The 25120-nt window shown below is 39.3% G+C and carries 15 protein-coding genes, 1 tRNA gene and 1 pseudogene; 8 read left to right on the plus strand and 9 right to left on the minus strand.

Annotated elements, in window-relative coordinates:
* Window positions 1-84: 84 nt before the first annotated feature.
* Window positions 85-366: a DUF2188 domain-containing protein gene (locus J1N09_RS12275; protein WP_265200528.1), complete on the minus strand. Its 282-nt coding sequence runs from the start codon at window positions 364-366 to the stop codon at window positions 85-87.
* 163 nt (window positions 367-529) lie between these two features.
* On the minus strand, window positions 530-1420 hold the full coding sequence (locus tag J1N09_RS12280; protein WP_265200529.1) for a T9SS type A sorting domain-containing protein: 891 nt from the start codon (window positions 1418-1420) through the stop codon (window positions 530-532).
* 303 nt (window positions 1421-1723) lie between these two features.
* Between J1N09_RS12280 and J1N09_RS12285 the strand changes: the two genes are divergently transcribed.
* Window positions 1724-1808, plus strand: a tRNA-Ser gene (locus J1N09_RS12285).
* Between the two features lie 482 nt (window positions 1809-2290).
* On the opposite strand, the gene J1N09_RS12290 is transcribed toward J1N09_RS12285, so the two are convergent.
* The 6 genes from J1N09_RS12290 to J1N09_RS12315 form a co-directional block, all read right to left on the minus strand.
* Window positions 2291-2524, minus strand: a complete 234-nt coding sequence (locus J1N09_RS12290; protein ID WP_265200530.1) for a heavy metal-binding domain-containing protein — start codon at window positions 2522-2524, stop codon at window positions 2291-2293.
* A gap of 20 nt (window positions 2525-2544) precedes the next feature.
* Window positions 2545-4317, minus strand: coding sequence for an efflux RND transporter periplasmic adaptor subunit (locus J1N09_RS12295; RefSeq protein WP_265200531.1), 1773 nt, complete (start codon window positions 4315-4317; stop codon window positions 2545-2547).
* 4 nt (window positions 4318-4321) lie between these two features.
* Entirely contained in the window at window positions 4322-6820 is a 2499-nt protein-coding gene (locus tag J1N09_RS12300) for a heavy metal translocating P-type ATPase (RefSeq protein WP_265200558.1), read from the minus strand.
* Complete coding sequence (locus J1N09_RS12305; protein WP_265200532.1) at window positions 6820-8058, minus strand: TolC family protein; 1239 nt, start codon at window positions 8056-8058, stop codon at window positions 6820-6822. Before J1N09_RS12305 ends, J1N09_RS12300 begins: the two co-directional genes overlap by 1 nt.
* Window positions 8055-11762 carry an efflux RND transporter permease subunit gene (locus J1N09_RS12310; protein ID WP_265200533.1) on the minus strand — a complete coding sequence of 1236 codons (3708 nt, stop codon included), beginning with the start codon at window positions 11760-11762 and terminating at the stop codon, window positions 8055-8057. The genes J1N09_RS12305 and J1N09_RS12310 overlap by 4 nt, the downstream gene beginning before the upstream one ends.
* A 107-nt stretch (window positions 11763-11869) precedes the next feature.
* Window positions 11870-12277: an HYC_CC_PP family protein gene (locus J1N09_RS12315; protein WP_265200534.1), complete on the minus strand. Its 408-nt coding sequence runs from the start codon at window positions 12275-12277 to the stop codon at window positions 11870-11872.
* Between the two features lie 434 nt (window positions 12278-12711).
* Between J1N09_RS12315 and J1N09_RS12320 the strand changes: the two are divergent.
* The 7 genes and pseudogenes from J1N09_RS12320 to J1N09_RS12350 all read left to right on the plus strand — a co-directional run bounded on the left by J1N09_RS12320 (window position 12712) and on the right by J1N09_RS12350 (window position 23431).
* Window positions 12712-15162 (plus strand): annotated as a pseudogene (locus J1N09_RS12320) (DUF5916 domain-containing protein).
* Window positions 15163-15524: 362 nt separating this feature from the next.
* Complete coding sequence (locus J1N09_RS12325) at window positions 15525-16316, plus strand: hypothetical protein (protein WP_265200535.1); 792 nt, start codon at window positions 15525-15527, stop codon at window positions 16314-16316.
* Window positions 16316-17653, plus strand: coding sequence for an NAD(P)-binding domain-containing protein (locus J1N09_RS12330; protein ID WP_265200536.1), 1338 nt, complete (start codon window positions 16316-16318; stop codon window positions 17651-17653). The genes J1N09_RS12325 and J1N09_RS12330 overlap by 1 nt, the downstream gene beginning before the upstream one ends.
* 140 nt (window positions 17654-17793) lie before the next feature.
* A complete protein-coding gene (locus tag J1N09_RS12335) occupies window positions 17794-19593 on the plus strand; it encodes a hypothetical protein (RefSeq protein WP_265200537.1) in 1800 nt (599 codons plus the stop codon).
* Entirely contained in the window at window positions 19569-21008 is a 1440-nt protein-coding gene (locus tag J1N09_RS12340) for a multiheme c-type cytochrome (protein WP_265200538.1), read from the plus strand. The genes J1N09_RS12335 and J1N09_RS12340 overlap by 25 nt, the downstream gene beginning before the upstream one ends.
* A gap of 21 nt (window positions 21009-21029) precedes the next feature.
* Complete coding sequence (locus J1N09_RS12345; protein ID WP_265200539.1) at window positions 21030-22622, plus strand: hypothetical protein; 1593 nt, start codon at window positions 21030-21032, stop codon at window positions 22620-22622.
* A 2-nt stretch (window positions 22623-22624) separates the two neighbouring features.
* Entirely contained in the window at window positions 22625-23431 is an 807-nt protein-coding gene (locus J1N09_RS12350) for a GW dipeptide domain-containing protein (protein ID WP_265200540.1), read from the plus strand.
* Between the two features lie 123 nt (window positions 23432-23554).
* Here the strand turns inward: J1N09_RS12350 and J1N09_RS12355 are convergent, their stop codons facing one another.
* Window positions 23555-25057 carry a T9SS type A sorting domain-containing protein gene (locus tag J1N09_RS12355; protein WP_265200541.1) on the minus strand — a complete coding sequence of 501 codons (1503 nt, stop codon included), beginning with the start codon at window positions 25055-25057 and terminating at the stop codon, window positions 23555-23557.
* Window positions 25058-25120 lie beyond the last annotated feature (63 nt).

Genomic DNA, 25120 nt, shown 5'->3' on the forward strand with positions numbered 1-25120 from the left:
TGCTCTAAGTTGGTTGGTTAGTGTTTCTAAATATAAGGAAATTAATTAGTGGTTCACTCAATTGGTCGATGATCAATGGAAAGACTAGTCAAAACTAATCCGATCCCTAATAGTCCCATCTTCTCGATGAATAATAACATCTGCCTTGCGTTTCCTGGCGATGCTCTTCGCTTTCCTAATGGCTGTAACCTGCTTTCTGTGCTTGGAAGTGATGCGCTTATTGCCTTCCCTTCGAACCGCCCAACCGTCCTTATAAGGCACGACGTGCTGATGCCAGGTTCTGGGTCGAGAGCTTTTTCGAGAGCTCTCAAAGATGGCCTTCACGATCTCAAGCAGGCTGCGTAGAATAGATTTTGCTTTAGACATTCTTAATTTGTAAGCTATGAAGATATGATTTTTTTAGGGCGCCTCCCCCTTCGCTAAGGCTACGGAGGACCGCGCTCTTCGCTGTATCCCTGGAGTTGTATTCTCAACTCCCGGGGATGCCGCTGCGATCGCTGGCGTATTAATTCTGTAACAGATAATTCTCCTATTGGACAATTACCTTAAAGGTCTTCTTTTTGAATAGCCTGTCAGTAACCGTTACCAGGTAGATACCCGCCTGAAAATTCGTAAATTCAAGTCTGACCATAGAATTTCCACTGTTGGTAACGCTATTCACCCTCTTCCCGGTAAGGCCGTATATATCAATGAACATCACATTTTCAGTATTGATTATATGGCAATAGTCATGTGAATCGGAATTGATGACCTGGACTTCGGACAGATCATCCCGAAATTCATCAATTTCCAGTATAATTGAGGGTTCACAAACATCTATGGAATCTAAATTTGAATAGAACAGTTCACCATTTTTGAAAAAACAGCTAAGATGGCCTACTTCATTAATATCCGGTAAACCGCTAGGTGCTGTAATTGTCGACAAAGAACCAGCTCCTTCAACCCAAACGGCATTGTTGGTACTAACCGTATTTGACGGCGTCGGTGATAGATAAAAATGGTTGTAATCATTACCGTCAAACAAAGGCCTTGGCACAATCGAATCGAGACGATAATATCCGGCATCTTCAACGAACGGGGTAATGGGATTCTTCATATCAATGGAATCGCCTACATCCATTGAGAAATCATACAACAAAAATTCCTCGTTGGAATAGTTTAAGATCCTCAGGTATATTTTTTTGTCCTGAAGGTCTTCTCGCAGTAAGAATGTGCGAGAAATATAGTGATACCCGTCTAAGATCTTGTATTCTGTATTATTTACAACGGTATCACCATCTGTATAGTATAGATCGGTTAGGCACCCAAAAAAGCAGGTGGTGAATTTCCATTCGTTATAATTATCAAGCAGAGGCGTATAGCTTTGCGCACATACCAATTGGCTTAAAGAAAATAGAATTATGAATATCGATCTTTTCATTCCGGCGTATTAATTTTGCTTTAAATTATTAAATTTTAGCATCAATATAAAATCACAATCGAATTGCCACGAGACTCTATCATGCTATAAGCTACATTAATCGTTGAAAATTTAACCTTTAGCTTATTCACAACGAATAAATGCGAATATCGTTCTTTCAACCAATAATCGGTATTATGCCAGGTGTAAAAATGAAAAGTAATAAATGTGATAGGGACAATTGAATGCCATCCTAAATGATTTAATAATCTTTTATATTTGCTTTTACAGATTAAAAAAGGCTTGTATATTTGCAGCCGCATCGGAGGAATGGCAGAGTGGTCGAATGCGGCAGTCTTGAAAACTGTTGAGGGTCACACCTCCGGGGGTTCGAATCCCTCTTCCTCCGCAAAAGGAAACCCGCAACCTAGGTTGCGGGTTTTGTATTTTACGAAATGAGTCAAACTTGTTTGAGCGTAATGGAGTAAAATTCAAAATCCAACAAACAAAGTTTGTTGAGGGTTTTATGATTGTACTGGTATCCCTTTTTGGGATCATGAAATAATCCCTCTTCCTCCGCAAAAGGAAACCCGCAACTTAGGTTGCGGGTTTTTTGTTTTCAGAAACGAACCAAGTTTACTTGAGTGAAGTTGAAGAAAACATAAAACCTAAACAAGTGAAGCTTATTTAGGTTTCTATGCTTGCCCAGGATTGCCTACATGGGATCACAAGCGACTCTGATCACCGAAGTTTTAACGAAGGTGATAGCGAGTAATCCTTGAGACTCCGCAAAAACCCTTGTAAATATTTGATTTACAGGGTTTTATTTTTAGTTGACAGTATCGTTGACAGAGCTATCGTATTTAAACTACGTTTGTCGCACCAAGAATATTATTGGTCATGGTTCTCATGGCCATTAGTATGCTCGACCTCCTTTAAGCCCATACCGCATACCGGACACTTTGTATCTTTATCAGAATATGTTTTTTCGCCCTCACATTTCATAGGGCATTGGTATTCGGCTACCGCTACTTCTTCTGAATTTTCAACTTTCTTGTTTTCATTTTTACAGCTTATAACTGTAAAGGCAGCTATTAACGCTAACCCTAACATTAGTTTTTTCATCTTTAAATTATTTATAGTTACTACTCGATTACTTGTTTTACTTCTCCACAGGTTAGCATTGCTTCGCCAAAATATGGATTGATTACTTTTTCTTCTTTGCTCAACCAATATGCACCTTTATTGTTATCTGCCATCGGACAATATTCAACAAAGACTTTTTCATTAACACCAAACAGTTGAACAGCATTGATTAGGTTTGATGATAAATGTTTGAAATGGTCTCTCTGTACTTTTATAACTGACGTATTAGAAATAGAAGTCGCTGACGATTTGAGTTCTTTTTCTAATGACATCCAATGGCTATGAGCCATATTATCTGACAAAAGCTTCATATCTATTTTATTCAAATTGTTTAGTAAACTTGTTGCGATTTCAGATGTGCTTTTTGAATCTTCTTTAACTAAAGCATCTTTTAAACCGATATAATCGTTGAAAACAGCTTTTAATTGCTCCTGGAAATTTTCCGGAACAACAATTCTTTCATTCTGATCGGTGGAGTCACTTTGTTTTATCGATGTATTCTTGTCTATTCCTAAATGGCCTTCGTGACCTGTTGAAATTTTGCCGCCTTCTTTATTCATCATTGACTTTTTACCCTTTAATTGAGCTGCTGCATCTACCGTAAATGTTCCATTGGTTACAATTTCATTTCCAACAAATAAGCCCTCTAAAACTTCATATTCATTCCCAATTAGATTGCCTATTTTAACTTCACGCATTTCAAAAACTGGTTGGTCTGGAATTATTTTCAAATAGACCACAGAACGCTCACCCGTCCATAAAACAGCAGATTCAGGAATGGTTAATACTTCGTCATTGTTAGTTGTACTGCCTTCAACATTAGCGGTTACAAACATTCCTGGTTTAAATACATCATCCTTATTGTTTAGAACTACACGCAAGGTTACCGTTCTTGTATTCGTGTTTAAAACTGGGTTTATAAAATCGACTGTGCCGTTAAACTCTTTGTTAGGATAGGCATTGGTTGTAATCATCACATCTTGTCCTTTTCTAAAGTGGTCAATCTGATTTTCATAGACATCAAAATTTCCCCAAACTGTGGCGAGATTAGCAATTTTCAATAGGGGTTGACCTTGTTTGATATAATCGCCTTGCTCTACCAGTTTTTCTGTGACTGTTCCCGAAACGGTTGCATATACAGGAAAGTTTTCTTTCACTTTTCCAGTTTCTTCAATCTGATTGATTTGATTTTCTGTTAGCTTCCATAATTTCAATTTACTGCGAACCGCTTTGTACAAAGCAGGTTGCGATTCTTTTAAAGATGCTGCCGTAATCAATTCTTGCTGTGCCGCATAGAGCTCTGGAGAATAAATGGTTGCTAATAGCTGACCTTTTCCAACTTCTTCCCCTGTAAAACTCACATTCAAACGTTCAATTCTACCCGAAAAGTAACTTACCTGTACTGCATTGGCTTCTTCGTTTTCAGCAATTAAACCAGACAGTTTTATGGTATTGCCTTCTACATTGCCTTTACCCACAACGGTTGTTTGGATATTGGCTAAAGCCATTGCGTTATCTGTGAGCTTGAATTGGTCTGCCAATAAGCCATCACTTCCACCTTCAGCAGGAATTAAATCCATCCCACAAATCGGACAATCGCCTGGTTCTGGTTGCATAATTTGAGGATGCATTGAACAGGTCCACATTTGAGTGGTTTCCACTATCTCGTCATGATCATGTTCTGTTTCCTTATTTGACGAATAACCAAACAAAACCCAGCCTAATAATAGACCAATTGTGAGCAAGCCGATGTAAATTATATACTTTTTCATTTTTCTATATTTCAATTGTTCTTAATCGTAATGCGTTACCTATAACCGAAACAGAGCTAAAACTCATTGCTAACGCTGCTATCATTGGCGAGAGTAATATTCCAAAAAATGGGAACAATACACCTGCTGCAATAGGCACACCCAACGTGTTGTAGATAAGTGCAAAAAATAGGTTTTGCTTGATGTTTTTCATTACTGAATCACTTAAATTCCTTGCTTTTACAATACCTTGTAGATCGCCTTTAACCAATGTAATCATTGCACTTTCAATTGCTACATCTGTTCCTGTTCCCATAGCAATACCAACATCGCTTTTAGCTAAAGCTGGCGCATCGTTAATACCATCACCTGCCATAGCAACCACTTTTCCATTTTCTTGTAGTTTCTCTACTTCTTTGAGTTTGTCCTCGGGTAGCATACTGGCTTTGAAATCTGCCAGATTTAATTCTGATGCGACTGCTTGGGCTGTATCGTGATTATCACCTGTAAGCATTATTACATTGATACCTTTATCTTGAAGAACTTTTATAGCCTTGGTACTTGTTTTCTTTATCTTGTCGCCAATAACCACATAGCCAACAACAACATTATCTAATGCTAAATAAGAAACCGTTTTACCCTGTTTTTGGTAGGTTATCGCTTCCTCTTTCATTTTAGATGTAATGTCTGCTTTGGTGTAATCCATCATTTTAGGATTACCCAATGCTACATTTTTGCCATCTATTTTCGCTTCAACCCCTTTTCCAGTAACAGCACTAAAATTTTCGGACTTAAGTATTTCAGCTTTATGCTCTTTTCCATATTTAACGGTAGCTTCAGCTAAAGGATGTTCGCTATTTGTATTTAATGAAACGATGTATTGTAGCAACTCTTTTTCGCTTAAAACCTCATTAAAAGCGCCTACGGTTTCAACTGTTGGTTTTCCTTCGGTAATTGTACCAGTTTTGTCAACTATGAGTACATCTACTTTATTCATTTTTTCAAGTGCTTCGGCATTTTTAATCAACACACCATTTTGAGCACCTTTACCCACACCAACCATTACAGACATTGGTGTTGCTAAACCTAATGCACAAGGACACGCAATAATTAAAACTGCAATGGCATTGACCAACGCAAAGACGTAAGCAGGTTCTGGTCCCCAAATTGACCATACAATGAAGGTTATGACCGATATGATAACTACAATTGGTACAAAGTAACCCGAAACTTTATCGGCTAAATTTTGAATAGGTGCACGACTTCTACTGGCATCATTCACCATATGAATAATTTGAGATAGCAAGGTGTCACTTCCTACCTTTTCCGCTTTCATTAAAAAGGATTGATTCCCATTGATTGTTCCGCTACTTACTTTATCATTTTCAGCTTTGTTTACTGGAATAGGCTCACCTGTAATCATTGATTCGTCAATACTAGTATTGCCTTTTGTAATCACACCATCTACAGGAATTTTATCTCCTGGTTTTACTTTAATAATATCATTAAGTTCAATCTCGTCAATACTGACTTCAATTTCCTCACCATCTACAATTTTTAAAGCTTTATTTGGTGCTAATTTCAACAGTTCCTTAACTGCCGAATTTGTTTTACTATGTGCACGAGCTTCTAACAGTTGACCTAAAAGCACCAATGTCAAAATAACCGTTGCTGCTTCAAAATATACGTGAACAGCACCTGATTCCGTTTTGAATTGTTCAGGGAATACATCTGGAAATAACAATCCCACGACACTAAACAACCAAGCTACCCCTGCACCAATACCAATAAGCGTAAACATATTGAGATTCCACGTTTTAATGCTTCTATATGCACGTTCAAAAAACATCCAAGTGGCATAAAATACTACTGGAATAGACAACGCAAACTGAATCCAGTTCCAATATTGCTGTTTCATTATGTCGTATAACGGATTGTTATGAACCATTTCACTCATTGCGATTAAGAAAATTGGCAAGGTAAATGCTGTGGCAACCCAAAACTTTTTTAATAGCTTTTTATAGGTTTTTTCTTCTGCTGAAAGGTCAGGTTGCATTGGCACTAAATCCATTCCACAAATTGGACACGAACCTGCTTCGTCTTTGATTATTTCTGGATGCATAGGACACGTCCATTGTTCTGTTGAAGAAGTTGATAGATTTTGTTCTTCGACCAAATCCATTCCGCAAACAGGACAGTCACCAGGTTGGTCATAGGTTTTATCATCTTCACAATGCATAGGACAATAAAATGTCCCAGTACCCCTCCCTTTGGATTGAATATCATTTTTATCTTCTGAATGATAATGCTCACCCGGTTTATGAATGCTGTATCTGCCACCATCATTTTTCAATACGTCTTGAAATGTTTCTATCTCAATATGTGAATCCGTTTCTATTTGAGCTTCAGCCTTTTGTAAATCGACGATTACCTTAGAAACACCTTTAACCTTTGAAAGTGATTCCTCAATATGATTTCGGCATCCGTTGCAAGTCATTCCGTGAATGTGATAGGTATGTTTCATCATTGGTGTGTTAAATAATTGACTATTGTGGTTTGCATATAGTAATTCTTCACTGACTCAATCTGATTCATTTGGAACTTCAATTGCAATTCTTGAATGTCCAATACATCATTGAAATCAATCGTTCCTGTTTCATAACTTTTAATTAAGATTTGTTCAGCATCTTTGGCCTGCCTTAAGTTTTTGGTTTGAGTCACATTGCTTATTCTTGCTGAATGACGATCATATACAGCCTTATCCAAAAGAATTTCCAAGCGATTAAGACGTTCTTGCTTTTGAGATTGAATTTCCTGTTGTTGCAACTCATTTTGCCTGGAACGGGAATTATACTTTTTATTAAAAATTGGAATCGAAACCGAAAGCATTGGCATCAAAATATCCTTGCCATTATCGATAAAACTCATATCCGGACGCCTGTCAACATTGACATAATCTATTCCGAAACCAATCATTGGACTGCTTTCTTTTTGGTTTAATAATTCGGATTGTTCTACTGATTGGTAGAGTTTGTCGAATTTAAGCAGTTCGGGATGCAATGTTAAATTTCCAGAATTGAGTTCAATATCTTCTGGAGGGATCACTAATTCATCAACCACATTAACTGGAATATCATTTGCCCTGTTTAATAGATTATTGAACTTGGTTTGTTCCGCTAAAAATTGTTGCTGTAACACCTGTTTCAGTTGTTGTATTTCGTTCTGTCGCATTTGCAACCGTAATACATCCACTGCAGAAGCTTTTCCTACCTCAACTGAAGTTAGTGCCAAGGTTTCATAAGTGTTAAGTAACCTGATGTTTTCAGTTAATACCTCTTGCTTGGCCTTGTTCGCATATAAGTTGTAATACGATTGTGATACAGATGCTATTAATTTTCGCTTTGCGATAACAATGTCTTCGTATTCAGCATCTGCTAATGAACTCACATAATTTTCTCTCGCAGTAATGGTCCCAAACCACGGTAACATTTGTTTAGCCGAAACCTTAAAGCGTTGTGCGCCTGTTCGGGTTTCTGGTTCACTTACAAAATAGCCAACACCTAATTCGGTATTAGCTAGGGTATTTACCTCATTAACCTTTTCCGAAGCTATTTTATATTGTAACTCGAATTTTTGAATTTCCGGGTTTTTCTCGATGGCTTCATTTATGAACTCTTCCAAACGCTGAGCACTTAGGTTTAGACCAAAGAGTAAAGAACAAAGAATGAAGACTATTTTTTTATGTGATTTTATGAATTTCATTTGGCTGTTCTTTTAAGTTGAACTTCTGCTTTCCAACTGTACAATACTGGTACAACAAATAGGGTAATCAATGCTATGAGCATCCCACCAAAACTTGGTATTGCCATAGGAATCATAATATCACTTCCTCGTCCAGTTGAGGTTAATACTGGCAGTAATGCCAATATGGTAGTAGCTGTCGTCATTAAACAAGGTCTGATACGCTTTTCACCTGCTTCAACAACTGATGATCTAACCTGTTTTTTGTTCTCCGGTGCATTTCTGTCAAATGTTTGCGTTAAATAGGTTGCCATTACTACGCCATCATCGGTGGCAATTCCGAAAAGGGCAATAAACCCAACCCAAACCGCTACACTTAAATTTATCGGGTGCATTTGGAACAAATCGCGCAAATTTTCACCAAAGAAATTGAAGTTTAGAAACCATCCTTGACCATAGAGCCATATCATTAGAAAACCACCTGCAAATGCTACTGCAATGCCAGTGAATACCATTAGTGATGTGCCAACCGAACGGAACTGGAAATACAGAATCAAAAAGATTATTAGCAGTGCCAATGGCACAACAACCGATAAGGTTTTCTCTGCTCTCAATTGATTTTCATATGTTCCCGTGAATTGATAGTTAATGCCTTTTGGTACTATTAATTCGCCACTATCTATCTTTTGTTGAATTAAGGTTTGTGCATTTTCAACCACATTTACTTCCGCAAATCCATCCATTTTATCAAATAACACATAACCAACTAAAAATGTGTCTTCGCTCTTGATCACTTGTGGACCTTGTTCGTATCGTATTGTTGCTAATTCGCTTAAAGGAATTGGACTGCCTTTTTCGACTGGCACATAGATTTGTTTTAAATCGGTCGGGTTAGCTCGTAATTCCCTGGGGTAGCGCACACGAACACCATATCGTTCGCGACCTTCAACGGTTTGGGTTAATACCATTCCACCTACGGCGACCTTTAATACGTTCTGTACGTCATTAATGGATATACCATAACGTGCTATTTTCTCTCTATTAATATCAATTAGCAGGTAAGGCTTACCAACAATCCGATCTGCGAATACCGCCTCTTGTTTGACTCCTTCAGCCTGTTTTAAGATGTTTTCTAATTGGACACCAAATGCCTCTATTTTTTTTAAATCCTGACCTTTAACTTTGATTCCCATAGGTGCTCGCATTCCTGTTTGAAGCATCACCAATCGGGTTTCAATGGGTTGTAGTTTTGGTGCTGAGGTGACGCCTGGAAGTTTAGTGACTTTTACGATTGCGTTCCATATATCGTCTGGTGACTGTATTTCTGGTCGCCAATTACGGTAGAACTTACCATTGTTATCTTCGATCAATTGAAACCTTTTTACCGTGTTTAAAGTGACATTTTCAGAATTATTTGGGTTTGCAATAAAACGACCATCTTTCAACTCAAATAAACCATCATCATTCACTTTAAAGCGTTGACGCTGACCGTTTTCATTCAGCATATACTCTGGTTTGTACTGAATTACATTTTCATACATTGATAATGGTGCCGGATCTAAAGCTGATTCTGTTCGACCTGCTTTACCTACCACTGTTTCAATCTCTGGAATACTGGCTACTGCCATATCCAATTGCTGTAAAACACGTTTATTTTCTTCTATGCCAGAATGTGGCATTGAGGTTGGCATTAGTAAAAAAGAGCCTTCATTTAATGATGGCATAAACTCTTTACCGGTGTTTTTCATAATGAAAAAACCTGCAATTACAATCGCAGTTGGGACAGACAAAAAGAGCAACTTGTTATCTAAACACCACTTTAAAATTCGTGTGTAGTATTTGATGAATAATGAGAAAATGCCTAATAAGCCAAAGCAAATAATACTAACAAAAATGAGATTCCAGAAAATGCTTTTATCAACGCCTAATGGTCTCCAATATTGAGCTAACAGGAATACTATTGCTGATGCGGAAATAATGATATTAGTAAGGTTTGATTCCTTTTCGGTTATCTTTTCTTGTAGATTAAGTAGTGCTGTAATTCCAAAAGCTATCAATATCAATCCTAACCAATACCCATAGACTATGACAACCATACCTAACGCAATTAAAACGCTATTTAAACCATATTTAAAATTGGATTTAATGCTCTTCTTTCTGAATAAAAATGCTGCAAACGGTGGAATAAAGAACAACGCTACTATGATTGATGCTGTAAGCGCAAATGTTTTGGTAAATGCTAATGGCCTGAATAGTTTTCCTTCTGCTCCAATCATTGTAAATACAGGAATAAAACTGATGATCGTTGTCATTACTGCGGTAACGATTGCACCAGACACTTCGGTCGTGGCGTAATAAACTACTTTATTTATTGGAAGTCCATTATTGTTTTCGTCTAAATGCCTGATAATATTTTCTGAAAGAATAACACCAACATCGACCATTGTACCAATGGCGATCGCAATTCCTGATAAAGCGACAATATTTGCATCCACTCCAAAGAGTTTCATTGCAATAAAGACCATTAAAACTGCTACGGGTAATAAGCCTGAGATTAATACTGAAGCCCGAAGATTAAATACCATAATGATAATGACCAGAATGGTGATTAGTATTTCTAAAGTCAATGCTTCGTTAAGAGTGCCTAATGTTTCCTGTATAAGTTCTGTTCTGTCATAGAATGGTACTATGGTTAATTGCGACGTTCTTCCGTCTGCCAAAACTTTTGAAGGTAGTCCTGTACTTAATTCGTTGATTTTCTCTTTTACATTATTAATAACTTCCATTGGGTTTGCACCATAACGCGCAACTACCACAGCTCCGACAACTTCTGCACCTTCTTTATCCAATATTCCTCTTCTGGTTGCCGGACCCAATGAGACTTTTCCAATATCTTTTATCCTAATAGCTGTAAACTCCTCGGAGGCCACCACGGCATTTTCTATGTCTGCAATAGACTTCACATAACCCAGGCCACGTACCAAATATTCAGCTTGGTTGATCTCCAGTGTTTGTGCCCCAATATCTTTATTACTTTCCTTAACCGCTTTTACAACATGATGTAAACCAATATTATACTGACGCAATAATTCCGGATTAACATCAACTTGATATTCCTGAACATACCCGCCAATAGAAGCTACCTCGGATACACCACTCGCTGACGATAGTGCATATTTTACATAGTAGTCCTGGATGCTCCGCAGTTCCTGTAAATCCCAGCCACCGGTAACATTTCCGTTTTCATCACGGCCTTCCAGTGTATACCAAAATATTTGACCTAATCCCGTTGCATCCGGACCCAAGGCAGGATTCACCCCTTCGGGTAACAATCCACTTGGTAAAGAGTTGAGTTTTTCGAGAATACGACTTCGACTCCAATAGAACTCTATGTCTTCTTCAAAAATGATGTAGATACTTGAAAAGCCAAACATCGAAGAACTACGAATGGTTTTTACTCCTGGTATTCCTAAAAGCGATGTGGTTAATGGATAGGTAATTTGATCCTCAATATCCTGTGGTGAACGACCATCCCATTTTGTAAATACGATTTGTTGATTCTCGCCAATATCGGGAATGGCGTCTACTGCCACTGGGTCATTTGGTAGAAATCCAATGTCCCAGTTAAAAGGAGCATTTATTGTTCCCCAACCTACAAAAAGGACAAGCAGTAATAGAGCTACGAGTTTATTTTCTATTAAAAATTTGATGCTTTTATTTAGCATTGACTTTGATAATTAAGCAATTAGACTTTGGTGTTAGGAAAACACCGAATACTACAAATTATCCTTACGACAGAAAGTCAAAGGATAAAACAGTCTATTGTTTAAAATCAAATTAAATAGGTCTCGTCAATCTTGTAGATTTGCCTTATAACGAGTGGTGGCCTGTATTCTTCGTAAGAACTTACGTTTTGATCTAAACCTTCAAAAAGGTTGATGTAGGAATAAGCGAAGGAAGCTATAAATACTTGTTGCTCAAATGAAATTTTATCAATTTGTAATTCATCTTGACCTTCAACAACTAACTGCTTATCATCACAACAGTTCTTTTTTGTGATTGCACAGCCCTCTGTTGAGGGTTTGTCCATTTCCATACCACAACCTTTGGTTTTTTGGAAAATGGCCGTTTCAACCAATGAATCGCCACAATAGTGCATGTTCACAGTAAATGACATTGTAGAAAATAAGACTACAAATGCCAGTAACAAAGACAACATTTTGTGGAATACCTGCTTCATTCTAAAATCAAAGGTAGAAAATTTTAACTATTCGTGATTTTGTTTAACAGAAGTTTAATGGCTCAATTAGAGAATAAAAGGATCAAATTCCACTTTCTCCTCTAATGAATTGCATTTTGATATAAGTTAAAAATAAAATCCCACAGAGTTTTCTTGAACTGGATTTTTCGATTTATGGTGTCGATCTCAACATTTTAGTACCACTTAAAATAATCGACGGCAAGTTTTAATGTTTTTTTTCACTTAATTCACATTTTCAGTTTAATTACTTCTTAAGTTCACGCTAGAATAGAACGACAATTAATGCATTAAACAACACCAATCTATTGAGCAATAAGATTTCTCGAACTCACCCCGAACAGAATTATTATTAGAAATCGGTGTAACGAATTGAAAATTTTTAGGTCATTTGTTCATCAATCAACAACTAATCCATGAGAATCTGCGTATTCCTATCTTTTGCATTATTTATCACCTTCCACCTCTCAGCACAAGAAAAAAAATCACTTCAAATTGAAAGAACAGACTCCTCACCGAAAATTGACGGGGTGTTTGATGAACCTATTTGGGCAACGGCTCAGGAGGCTGTGGAATTCACGCAATTCAGACCAGATGTAGGTGTTAAAGATACCGAAGCCAATAAAACCGTAGTGAAAATGACTTTTGACGATCAGGCGATATATGTTGCCGCCTATCTCTATGATGATCCATCTTTAATTGCCAAACAACTTTCAAGTCGTGATAATTTTGGACAATCAGATTTCTTCGGATTTGTAGTTAACCCAAATAACGATGCCCAAAACGATACAGAATTTTTCGTTTTTGCTTCCGGAACTCAAGCCGATGCCATTGCTAACCCTAATATTGGTGAAGATTTTGGTTGGAACGCTGTTTGGAGTAGTGCGGTAAAAATAAATGATGACGGATGGACTGTAGAGATGAAAATCCCATACAGATGTTTGCGTTTCGACAATAAGAATCTGGAAACCTGGGGGGTTCAATTTCACAGACGCTTCAGAAGAGATGAGTCTCAATATACCTGGAATCCAATTGACATTACAAAAGGAAACATTGGTTTATATCATGGTGAGTTAAAGGGTTTGTCCAATCTTGAACCACCGGTTCGACTTGCCTTCTACCCTTTTGTCTCTACAGTACAGAGGAGCTTCGATGGAGACCATGAATCTAATTTTAACGCCGGGCTCGATGTGAAGTATGGGCTGACTGAAAACTTTACATTGGACGCCACCCTTATACCGGATTTTAGTCAGGCCAGATTCGATAACGTAACTCTAAACCTGGGTCCTTTCGAACAAACCTTCTCCGAGCAACGACAATTCTTTACCGAAGGAGTAGACCTTTTCAATAAAGGAAACCTGTTCTTCTCCAGAAGAATCGGTGGCCCTCCCAGTACAAGCCCCGAATTAGGAGAGAACGAAGAGGTTCTTGAATCACCAGCAACCGTTAAAGTCATTAATGCTGTAAAAGTATCCGGACGAACCAAAAAAGGGCTTGGTATCGGACTGTTCAATTCGATCACCGAAAGTACCAATGCCACAGTACGAAATACCATAACAGGCACTACCAGAGAAGTAGAAGTTGAACCTTTTACCAATTACAATATCGTGGTAGTTGATCAACAGTTTAACGGAAACTCGTCCATAGGTCTGATCAACACTAACGTGTTCAGAACTGGTTCTTTTAGAGATGCCAACGTAACCGGGCTTGTCTCAAATATCAGTAATAAGCGTAATACCTATAACATTAGAGCCGAGGCAAAAATGAGCAATGTGAATATGGAAAGTGGAAACGAGACGGGTTTTAGTTCCTACTTTTTAATTCGGAAGGCACACGGAAATTTTCGATATAGCTTTGATCATAGCTTTGCGGATACTAAGTACGATATTAATGACCTGGGGCTACAGTTTCGAAATAATTTCAACAACTTCGGGATAGATGCCAGCTATCGAATATTTGAGCCAACCGAAAAATGGAATAGATATAGCATAGGAACTTACGTGAACTATACCAATTTGGCCAGTCCCAGTACTTTTACTGGATTTGGTTTCGGGTTCTAGGCCAATGGTACCACTAAGAAACTTCTTAGTATTGGAGCCAATATTAACTTGAGACCCGGAAAGCAGTACGATTATTTTGAACCCCGCAAAGAAGGAAGTTTCTTCATTGAGAAAAACAACGTGAATGTCAATAGTTGGTTCAATACGAACAGCAACAAAAGACTGTCTCTTAATGGTTACACCGGTATTGAGACTTTTGTAGACGAGACTCGAGATTATGTTAATTTTTGGTTTGGATTTAGGCCGCGATTTCGAATGAATGATAAATTCTCCCTTTCCTATGGTTTTGATCGTGAATATTATTCAGGGGACCGAGGTTATACCACACAGGTAGATGATGACGTTATCTTTGGGGATAGAAAAAGGGTGGAAATAACCAATTCCTTTAATACCAGCTATAATTTTAATCCATATAACACACTTGCACTAACTTTCAGAAACTTTTGGGCTACAGTGGAATACGACCAACAATTATTTTCTCTTCAGGATGATGGATATGTAACTAACACTACAGGATACACTACTGAAAATATTCCGGATAATCCAGATATCAATTTTAGTACATGGAATTTTGATTTGAGTTACTCATGGCAATTTGCTCCTGGAAGCTTTTTAACCGCACTATATCGAAATCAGTTATTCAACATGGATAATGCTGCACGTGATTCTTATTTCGACAGTATTGGGACACTTTTTGAGCAACCCATCACTCATGTATTTTCTGTTAAACTCCAGTATTTTTTGGATTACAATCAAATTCCGGCGCTTTTTAAAGGAAAAAACAAAAGGGCTTCAAATATCCAATGACTTCGTATCGCACATCTTTGTGATCGAATAACCTGATCGATCCCTCTATCCAGACTTTGAATTAAGGTGATGACATCCACAGTAAATAATCTTTGGTCTGTAATTAGACCTTCGAGGTAGGGTATAACTTACAGAAACTGTTTATACACTATAATCGGTCTAATAATATTGTTAAGACTAAGATATTCATATGACGAATATCATTCTCTTAATCGAAGTAAATCTTAATTTCACTTCTTATATATTAGACAAGCCTAAAAATTCGTTAACTAAAGGATTATATATATTGTTACTTTGTTTTTGTCCCAAATCTAACACAGTATTATTTGACTAAAACCACACATAAGATATACATTAGTTCGATGGTTTCGATTATAGTAATCGCAACCATATATCTCGCCTATACGGGCTATTCGTACTATAATACGGTGCTGGAAGAACGTTTCTATCACCCGAAGCACGATTGGTTTAAACCAAGTGGTGCTTATGGCCATGGTCTTGGGATCATTGGCACGTTAATGATACTATTTGGAGTAAGTATCTATATTGCCAGGAAGCGCTATAATTTCCTTGGTAAGTTCATCCGACTAAAATACTTGCTTGAGTTTCACATTTTCCTTTGTACCCTGGGACCCATCATGGTATTGTTCCATACGGCTTTCAAATTTGGCGGCATAGTTTCAGTAGCATTCTGGAGTATGGTAGCGGTTGTTCTCAGTGGAGTGATTGGCCGATTTATCTATATTCAAATTCCAAGAACCATAGAAGGAAGAGAGCTCAGTCTGCAAGAGGTAAAGTCAATGAAAACTGACCTTTCAAATGTATTAAGTGAAAAGTTCAGGTTAGACCTTCCAACTGTTCAATTTTTAATACGATTCACTAAAAACAATGAGAAAGACCAAAATAAAGTCTCCTTGTCCGAACTAAAAAAAGCACTTAAACATAGTAATCTAACCAAGACTGAAAGGGGTTCCATTCTGAAATTATTAAAGAACGAACGGACCCTCAGCAGGAGAATCGGAAGGTTACAAACCATGCAAAAGCTTTTCAAATACTGGCATGTGGCGCATTTACCCTTTGCATTGGTTATGCTGATAATCGTAATTATCCACGTTGCTGTTACCCTGGCATTTGGTTATAAATGGATTTTTTAATGGAAGTACTTATCGAAAATATTATTGCTTATACTGCCGTATTCCTCTTGTGTGCGATCGTGGTCCTATTATACCTTCGGAAACTGAAGAAGAACACCATGGAAACGGTGAAAAAAGTAGAGATCGCCAAAGAAGAAGGCCTCTTCGAACCCGTTTCCTTACATCCGCATATCAATTTGAACACCTGTATTGGTAGCGCCGCCTGTGTTTCAGAATGTCCTGAAAAAGATATCATCGGAATAGCGAACGGCAAAGCAACGCTCATAAATTCTTCAAATTGTGTGGGTCATGGAGCCTGCTTCCACGCCTGTCCTGTTGAGGCTATATCACTGCGCATGGGAACAGAGTCAAGAGGAGTAGATCTTCCTCATGTGAATCAGAACTTCGAAACCAATATTCGAGGAATATATATCGCCGGTGAACTTGGTGGCATGGGACTTATTCGGAACAGCGTTGAACAAGGACAGCAAGCAATTGATAGTATTGTTAAAAGCAAGAAGCCAAATCCGGATGGGGTTATAGATGTTTTAATTATTGGTGCCGGACCTGCGGGTATCTCCGCAACCCTGGCATGTAAGAAACACAACTTGACCAGTCTGACACTAGAACAAGATTCTCTCGGAGGCACAGTGTACACGTTCCCGAGGTCTAAGATTGTCATGACATCACCCATGAACCTTCCCCTTCACGGAAAAGTCAAGCTCTATGATACTTCTAAGGATGAATTACTTCAACTATGGAACGATGTGATCTCGCAACATGACATTGATATCCGCGAACAAACCAAAGTAGATGATATAATTCCTTTGGCCGATGACACCTTCAAAATAGTAACCAACACCAATGAAGAATTCATCTCCAATAATGTGCTAATTGCCATTGGTAGACGTGGAAGTCCGAGGAAACTCAATATACCGGGAGAGGAATCTCAAAAAGTTGCTTACAGGCTTCTTGAACCCGAGCGAATCTCTGAAAAGGAAATTATAGTCGTGGGTGGTGGAGACTCGGCAATTGAAGCTTCCCTCCTACTTATGGAGAATAACAAAGTGAGACAACTTGTAAGGACCGAGACCCTTACCAGATGTAAACCAAAGAATCGTGAGAAAATTACTAACGCCGCTGCGGAAGGTAAGGTAAACCTCATGTTCTCCACTAACCTTATTTCGATAAGTGAATCTCATTGCCTTATTAAAACCGATGGAAATGATGAAGCCACTGAAGTACCTAACGACATGGTATACATATTTGCCGGAGGTATACTGCCAACCGCCTTTCTGGAGAAGCCCGGAATAAAAATTACGAAGCGATTTGGATACATTATGAAAAAACATGGTTAACTTTAGGTAGGGTAAACCAAAAGTTAACTGTTAATAATAAAAGAAGGGACCTTAAACGACGTCGGTTCTTTTAACAACCAAACTGAAAATAGAAGATATATGGTTTGAAAAACCGATTTTTCCATATAACATTTCTATTCATGCTCGCTGTACCTTTTGGGTACGGACAGATATCTCCTGGGGATCTAACAAATGCTCACTCGGATTTGGAAGGCATGAGCAATTGCACACTCTGCCATGATATCGGGAAAAAGGTCTCCAACAGCAAGTGTCTCGATTGTCACAAGGAGATCCAGTCTTTATTGACGAATAACCAGGGATATCACGCGAGCAGCGCGGTTAAAAACAAGGATTGTTTCGAATGCCATAGCGAACATCACGGGCGAAAATTCGATATGGTTCGTTTCGATGAAAAAAACTTTGATCACAACCTAACCGGTTACGCACTTGAAGGTAAACATGAAGAGGTAGATTGCCGTAAATGCCATATGCCGGACAATATCGCAAATAGCGATATCAGAAAAAGGAAAAATACATTTCTGGGACTCGATAACGAATGTCTGTCCTGTCATGATGATTTCCACCAGGGAACACTCCCTAACGATTGTCTAAGCTGTCATAATATGGATGCTTTCAAACCAGTAGTCAACTTCAACCACGCTGAAACGGACTATCCCTTAAAGGGAGAACACGTCAATCTGGATTGTATTGAATGTCACAAAATGACTACCAGGAACGGCGTCCAATTTCAGGAATTTGCTGATATCCCTTTCTCAGATTGTAAATCATGCCACGACGACCCGCACAATAACCAATTGGCAGGGCAATGTAAACAATGTCATACTGAAACATCTTTCTCGAGATTTGTTGGCACTGGTAGATTTAATCACAATGTTACCGGATTCGACCTTAACGGGAAGCATCGCACCGTGGATTGCTTTAGCTGTCACGATAGAAGTAGTAACCCCTTAGTTGTTTTTCAGGATAATATTGATATTTCTGAAGATAATTGCGTTTCCTGTCATGAGGATCAGCATGAGGGAAAATACGGCACAGATTGTGTAAAATGCCACCAGGAAACCAGTTTCCTGGCGCTGAGAGATATGGATTTCTTTGATCACACAGTTACAGATTATCCATTGGAAGGTATGCACCTCGAAGTAGATTGCAGGGAATGTCACGTCGAGCGATTTACCACACCAATCGATTTTTCAGCATGTAACAGTTGTCATGCCGATTATCATCAGGGCGAATTCATGGAAAACGGAATTAACCCGGATTGTATCGAGTGCCATACCCTGGAAAAGGGATTCGACTATAGCCTTTATACCTTGGAACAGCATCAAACATCCTCTTTTCCATTAGAAGGTGCACATATCGCTACACCTTGCTTTGCGTGTCATATAAGCGAAGAGGACGACCGCTGGACCTTTGCGGATCTCGGCTCAAGCTGTGTGGACTGCCATTTAGATATTCATGAAGATTTCATTAGTACTTCATTCTACCCACAGCAGGATTGTACGGCTTGTCACAGCAATGAGGCCTGGGATGTCGTAAATTTTGACCACAACCTAACTAACTGGCCCCTTGATGGACGACATTTGGAGATAGATTGCAGGGAGTGTCATTTTGAAATTTCAGAAAATAAAACCCTTGTAAATCAGAAATTTACTAACTTAGATAATCAATGTGCATCATGTCACGAGAATGTGCACGATGATGTTTTTGCCATTGATGGTGTCACCGATTGTAATCGTTGTCATGTAACGGACAGCTGGTATCCGAAAAAATTCAACCACAATTCAACAGCCTTCCCACTGGAAGGACGCCACGCTGAAATTAGCTGTGCTGCATGTCACGAAATTACCGATGAGGACGGAACGAAAACCGTTCTATATAAACTAAACAAACTGGAATGTACCGATTGTCATTTGCAATAGGACTGATCCTTTCTTTCGGATCAATATTCGGACAGTCCCCTCACGGAGAGGAACTGAAGATCGATTGTGGTCAGTGCCACAATCCAAGTGGATGGACCATCGATTATAACACTATTCAGTTTGATCACAACGATACCGATTTCACCCTGGAAGGATCTCATGAAGTGACCGATTGTAAAGCGTGCCATACAGATCTGACTTTCAGTAACGTTCAATCCGACTGTATTTCATGTCACCTGGATGTCCACAATCAGAGCGTTGGAAACGACTGTATGCGTTGCCACAATTCCGATAGCTGGTTGGTTTTCAATATTCCTGAATTGCACGAACAAAATGGTTTTCCATTGATCGGTGTACATAATAACCTGGGATGCATAGAATGTCACGGAGAAAATGCTACTACACTTTCCTTTACTCCTATCGGGAATGAGTGTATCCAATGTCACAGGGACGACTACCTGTCCACAACTAATCCTAACCACCCGCTTTCCGGTTTTTCTACAGACTGCCTTGAGTGCCATAGTCCGTTGGGATTTGGCTGGGATTCTCAAGGGATCAATCACGATTTCTTCCCACTTACGGGAGGTCACGACATTCAGGATTGTAGTGCCTGCCACGATGTAACTAATTTTTCAAATATTTCATCCGATTGTTTCGCCTGTCATTCCGACGATTTTGCCGCTACCACGAATCCAAATCATTCATCGGCTGGATTCCCAACGGATTGCGTCCAGTGTCATACAGCGGATCCGGGATGGATGCCTGCGACGATCAATCACGATTTCTTCCCTTTAACCCTGGGTCATAATATCCAGGACTGCAACGCTTGCCATATAAACGGAAATTTCAACAATACACCAACTGACTGCTTTGCCTGTCACTCCGACGACTATGCGGCCACAAACAATCCTAACCACCAGGCCGCCGGTTTCCCAACAGATTGTGCTGCCTGCCATTCCACCAATCCAGGGTGGATGCCTGCCGTGCTCGATCACAGCTTTTTCCCTCTTACGTTGGGACATGATATTCAGGATTGCACACAATGTCATATAAATAACAACTATACCAATACACCTACCGATTGTGTGGAGTGCCACTTAAGCGACTATAACGCGACCACAGATCCAAATCACTCGGCTGCTCAGTTTCCCACGGATTGTGCCTCATGCCATACCACCAACCCCGGATGGATGCCTGCTACCTTTAATCACGATGGTATGTATTTCCCAATATACAGCGGTGCTCACGAAGGCGAATGGAACCAGTGCATCGACTGTCATATTAACGCTAACAACTATTCAATATTCACCTGTACCACCTGTCATGAAAAGATCGATATGAATGATGAGCACGAAGGGGTCTCAGGTTATGTATATGAAAGTAATGCATGCTTTGCATGCCACCCTAACCCATAATAAGAAGATAAATTTTTCCTGATGTCCCTAAAAGATGCTTGCATATTGACAGCATTGTTCTTTTGTTCAATTATTTATTCGCAGGACAGAACACTAAGCGGTACCGTTTCTTTTGTAACGTCGAATAACGTGTATGTGAAGTTCAATAGTACAGAAGATATCGAAATAGGTAAAGTGCTTTCGTTTAATGGTAACGACTGCCTGAAAGTAACCGACAAGTCTTCTACATCGGTAGTTTGTACCGTGTTAAATGATTGCGTTATTTCCAACGGAGATACAGTGAGTTATTCAATTGTGACGTCTGCGGAAACAACTCAACCCACTACAATTACGGAGCCATTGGAGGAAGAATTACCTCCTGAAACGAATATACCGGTTGATTTAGGGGAAAAAACTTCTCTGTACAAGGAAAATATTCGCGGAAGGGTATCGCTGTCTAGTTACAATACCTTTTCAGACGTTCGAGATGATCGCAGTATTTTCAGGACACGATTCTCTTTAGATGCAAATCATATCGGAGATTCGAAAGTATCCGTGCAATCCTATCTGGTTTACCGAAATTTCAATACCGCTACAGATGACTACGAAGGCAGAACCGGTATATTCAATGTTTATAACCTCAACGTCCGTTATGATGCCACACCAGATCTTTCTATCACTGCGGGCCGAAAAATCAATCCTAAGGCCAGTAGTATTGGAGCTGTAGACGGGTTGCAGGTTGAGAAATACTTCGGAAATTTCTATGTGGGTGGTATGGGAGGATTCAGGCCCGATTTTGAAAATTTCGGATTCAATGCCGATCTGCTGCAGTACGGAGGATATGTCGGTATTGGAACCAACTCCAAAGATTTTTTCAGTGAAACGACTCTGGGAGCTATGGAACAGACCAACGCCGGCGCAACCGACCGAAGGTATATTTTCTTTCAACACATGAGTACCATCGCTTCGGATCTTACCCTCTTCAGCAGTGCAGAGCTCGATATTTTTGGTAATAACGGGAACAGTACACGTTTAACAAATTTGTATATGTCTGCACGATATCGCTTTACCCGAGCCGTAAATGCTATGATCTCATATGATTCCAGGAAAGCGATCATCTATTATGAAACTTTTCAAACGGATATTGAGCGTTTGTTGGATGATGATCTGGCCCGACAAGGTCTAAGATTCAGATTCAATGTTAGACCCACAAAACAACTTTGGATGGGCATAAGTTATAGTAGGCGATTCCGAAGTGATAATGAAAATAAATCCGATAATATTTACGGCTATGCAACCCTGTCTAAAATACCCGGGATTGGCGGTAGATTCAACGTATCTTATAACATGAATTCCTCAAACTACCTGAAAAGCAACATCTATTCAGTGCGGTATAGCAGGGAATTCTTTAAAAACAAGTTTAATACCGATGTGTATTTCAGAAGAGCAGAATATACATATGAGAATAATCTCAGCGACTTGTCGTTGAACTTCTATGGAGCTACCTTATCCTATCGCATCTCTCGAACCTGGATACTTAGTGTATCTGGTGAATATTCACAAAGTGACCCGGAAAATAGTATTAGGTTCTATACCCGGTTGACAAAACGATTTTACAGTAAAAAGAAAAAATAACTATGAAAAATAATATGATCTATACAGTGGGAGCAGTCCTACTGATTTTAACCTCATGTAACAATAGCCCGAAGGTAATTACTGCGAAAAGCTCGAATGAGGGTAGTAATCCCACTCCCAGTGGAATTTTTTCCGAAACGACCGATAATAGCCCCGAACAGTCGGAAAACCGGGGTTCGTTTACTGAAGATTTGCACAAAGTCATGGTGAAAGAGGTGTTACCGGCTACAAAATACACATACCTGAAGGTAACCGAAGGCGGGGAAGACTACTGGATCGCTATTAGAAAACAGGCGGTGAGCGTTGGCAGCACATATTTCTACCGTAACGGATTATTAAAGACCAATTTCGAAAGTAAGGAGTACAATCGAGTTTTCGATAGGATCTTCCTTGTTTCCAGCCTGGTTCCTGAAAATCACGGTAACAATGCAGGTTCATTGACAGCCGACTTTACTTCTGAAGAAAATGTGACCCAACAGAAACAGGATATACCAACTCATACCGATGAAGTGATCCAGCATAAAGGATCGGTAAAGATCGCCGAAATTGTCGCTAATCCTTCATCTTATGAAGGAAAGACAGTCCAAATAACGGGAAAGTGTGTTAAAATAAATCCGAATATCATGCAGCGTAACTGGATTCATCTTCAGGACGGAAGTAAGGATGACTTTGATCTTGTAGTGACTTCAAACACTTTCGTACCCGAAGGAAAAGTGGTCACTATCAAGGCAAAGGTAGTTTTGAACAAGGATTTCGGTGCTGGTTATCGCTATGATCTGATACTCGAAGAGGGAGTAGTGATCGAATAGATCTGAATTAATAATTCATCGAGATAGGACTTCGGTCGTCCAACTGAAGCGTAACTAGAGAACAAACTATTATTTTCAGAAAAAATAAAATAAGCGCAAGAGCTGATCACTTGCGCTTATTTACTATTGAACTAATAACTTCTTTACTATTGATCGATCATCCAGTTGTATGTGTATAAAATACATACCACTGTCAAAATGTGAAACGTCCAATACTACTTTTTCTTTTCCATTATAAGAAGGTTCGTAAATTTCATTTATTAACTGACCAAGACTGTTGAAAATCCCTATTTTGAAATAGCCGATTGATTCAGATCCTAGTTCAATTGTAACAAATTCAGAACTCGGGTTTGGATATATGGATACCATTCCCAACTGGGTTTCTGTTAATCCTAAAATTGTTCCGGAATAAATGTATGCGGATCCAGAGTTATTTCCATTATCATCATCATCTCTGGCACCGACAACAGCAAAGTTTCCATCGATTGCAACAGAACATCCATAAAGGTCCAAAGCTGCACCATCGCTGGCGATAAGCTTGTTTATCTCAGTACCAGTTACTGCATTGTAAAAATATACCGAACCTGAATTGAAGCCGTTTTCATCATCCTGGTGTGCTCCAATAAAAACCGTCCCATTATCAAGTGATATTGAAATTCCGAAGTTATCTCGATCTTGGCCATCATCGGGTATAATTTCTGAAACTTGGGTTCCGGTAGAAACATCAAATAAATAAGCAGCTCCCGAGTGGTCTCCAAAGATACTCCTCTGCGGTGCTCCTACCGCAACCAAGCCGTCATCGATGTCAATGCAATCAGCGAAAAATCCACCCAGATCTCCATTCACGTTCAGATTATCCGGCTGAAGTACATTAAGCTGATTTCCATTAGATACATCGAACAAATATGCCTTTGCAAAGGTGTAGCCTTGTCCAAGAACAAAGAATGTCCTTGCTCCCACGGCCACAACTCCACTATCCATGGCTACAGACACACCAAAAGTCTGAAAGTCGTTTCCGGTATCCGGTAATAATTTCTCAAGCTGATTTCCAGTTGATGCGTCAAATAAGTAGGCCGCACCAGAAGCATCACCAAATTCGTCGGCTCGCCAGGCTCCAACAGCAACAACACCATCGTCTATAGTGATGGAGTTTCCAAACTCGTCTTCAGCGGCACCGTCATTGGGAAGGATTTTGAAAAGCTCCATACCCGTAGCTGCATCGAATAGATATGCGGCCCCGGCGTTTGTACCATTCTCACTGTCTCCTTTTGCTCCTACCGCTACAACGCCATTTTGAATAGCGATGGAAAAACCAAACTCTGCGTTGGCTGCTCCATCGGACGGAAGAAGCTTAAAAATCTGAACCCCAGTGGCTGCATCAAAAAGGTATGCAGCACCGGAGTTGGAGCCATTGTCATCGTCGAATGGCGTTCCAACGGCAACAATGCCATCGTCGAGAGCAATAGAATAGCTGAACTCATCATCGGCCGAACCATCGTTGGCTGTTATTTTAAAGTCTTCATTGGTCACATCAGCCCAGGTGAAATTTTCTTGTCCGTAAAGATCATTTACACACAATTGGCCTGTAAACAAAACAACCAATGTTAGTATGTTTATATTTTTCATGGCAATTGATATTTAGTGATTTTCTTATTTCTTTCCCGAATACCTAATTTCCTGGTATTCTCG

Source organism: Aureitalea sp. L0-47 (assembly GCF_026126405.1).
Lineage (GTDB): Bacteria > Bacteroidota > Bacteroidia > Flavobacteriales > Flavobacteriaceae > Pukyongia.

Coding starts and splice junctions, on each gene's coding strand:
- J1N09_RS12275 (WP_265200528.1), bottom strand. CDS start 366: ATGTCTAAAGCAAAATCTATTCTACGCAGCCTGCTTGAGATCGTGAAG.
- J1N09_RS12280 (WP_265200529.1), bottom strand. CDS start 1,420: ATGAAAAGATCGATATTCATAATTCTATTTTCTTTAAGCCAATTGGTA.
- J1N09_RS12290 (WP_265200530.1), bottom strand. CDS start 2,524: ATGAAAAAACTAATGTTAGGGTTAGCGTTAATAGCTGCCTTTACAGTT.
- J1N09_RS12295 (WP_265200531.1), bottom strand. CDS start 4,317: ATGAAAAAGTATATAATTTACATCGGCTTGCTCACAATTGGTCTATTA.
- J1N09_RS12300 (WP_265200558.1), bottom strand. CDS start 6,820: ATGAAACATACCTATCACATTCACGGAATGACTTGCAACGGATGCCGA.
- J1N09_RS12305 (WP_265200532.1), bottom strand. CDS start 8,058: ATGAAATTCATAAAATCACATAAAAAAATAGTCTTCATTCTTTGTTCT.
- J1N09_RS12310 (WP_265200533.1), bottom strand. CDS start 11,762: ATGCTAAATAAAAGCATCAAATTTTTAATAGAAAATAAACTCGTAGCT.
- J1N09_RS12315 (WP_265200534.1), bottom strand. CDS start 12,277: ATGAAGCAGGTATTCCACAAAATGTTGTCTTTGTTACTGGCATTTGTA.
- J1N09_RS12325 (WP_265200535.1), top strand. CDS start 15,525: ATGGTTTCGATTATAGTAATCGCAACCATATATCTCGCCTATACGGGC.
- J1N09_RS12330 (WP_265200536.1), top strand. CDS start 16,316: ATGGAAGTACTTATCGAAAATATTATTGCTTATACTGCCGTATTCCTC.
- J1N09_RS12335 (WP_265200537.1), top strand. CDS start 17,794: ATGCTCGCTGTACCTTTTGGGTACGGACAGATATCTCCTGGGGATCTA.
- J1N09_RS12340 (WP_265200538.1), top strand. CDS start 19,569: ATGTACCGATTGTCATTTGCAATAGGACTGATCCTTTCTTTCGGATCA.
- J1N09_RS12345 (WP_265200539.1), top strand. CDS start 21,030: ATGTCCCTAAAAGATGCTTGCATATTGACAGCATTGTTCTTTTGTTCA.
- J1N09_RS12350 (WP_265200540.1), top strand. CDS start 22,625: ATGAAAAATAATATGATCTATACAGTGGGAGCAGTCCTACTGATTTTA.
- J1N09_RS12355 (WP_265200541.1), bottom strand. CDS start 25,057: ATGAAAAATATAAACATACTAACATTGGTTGTTTTGTTTACAGGCCAA.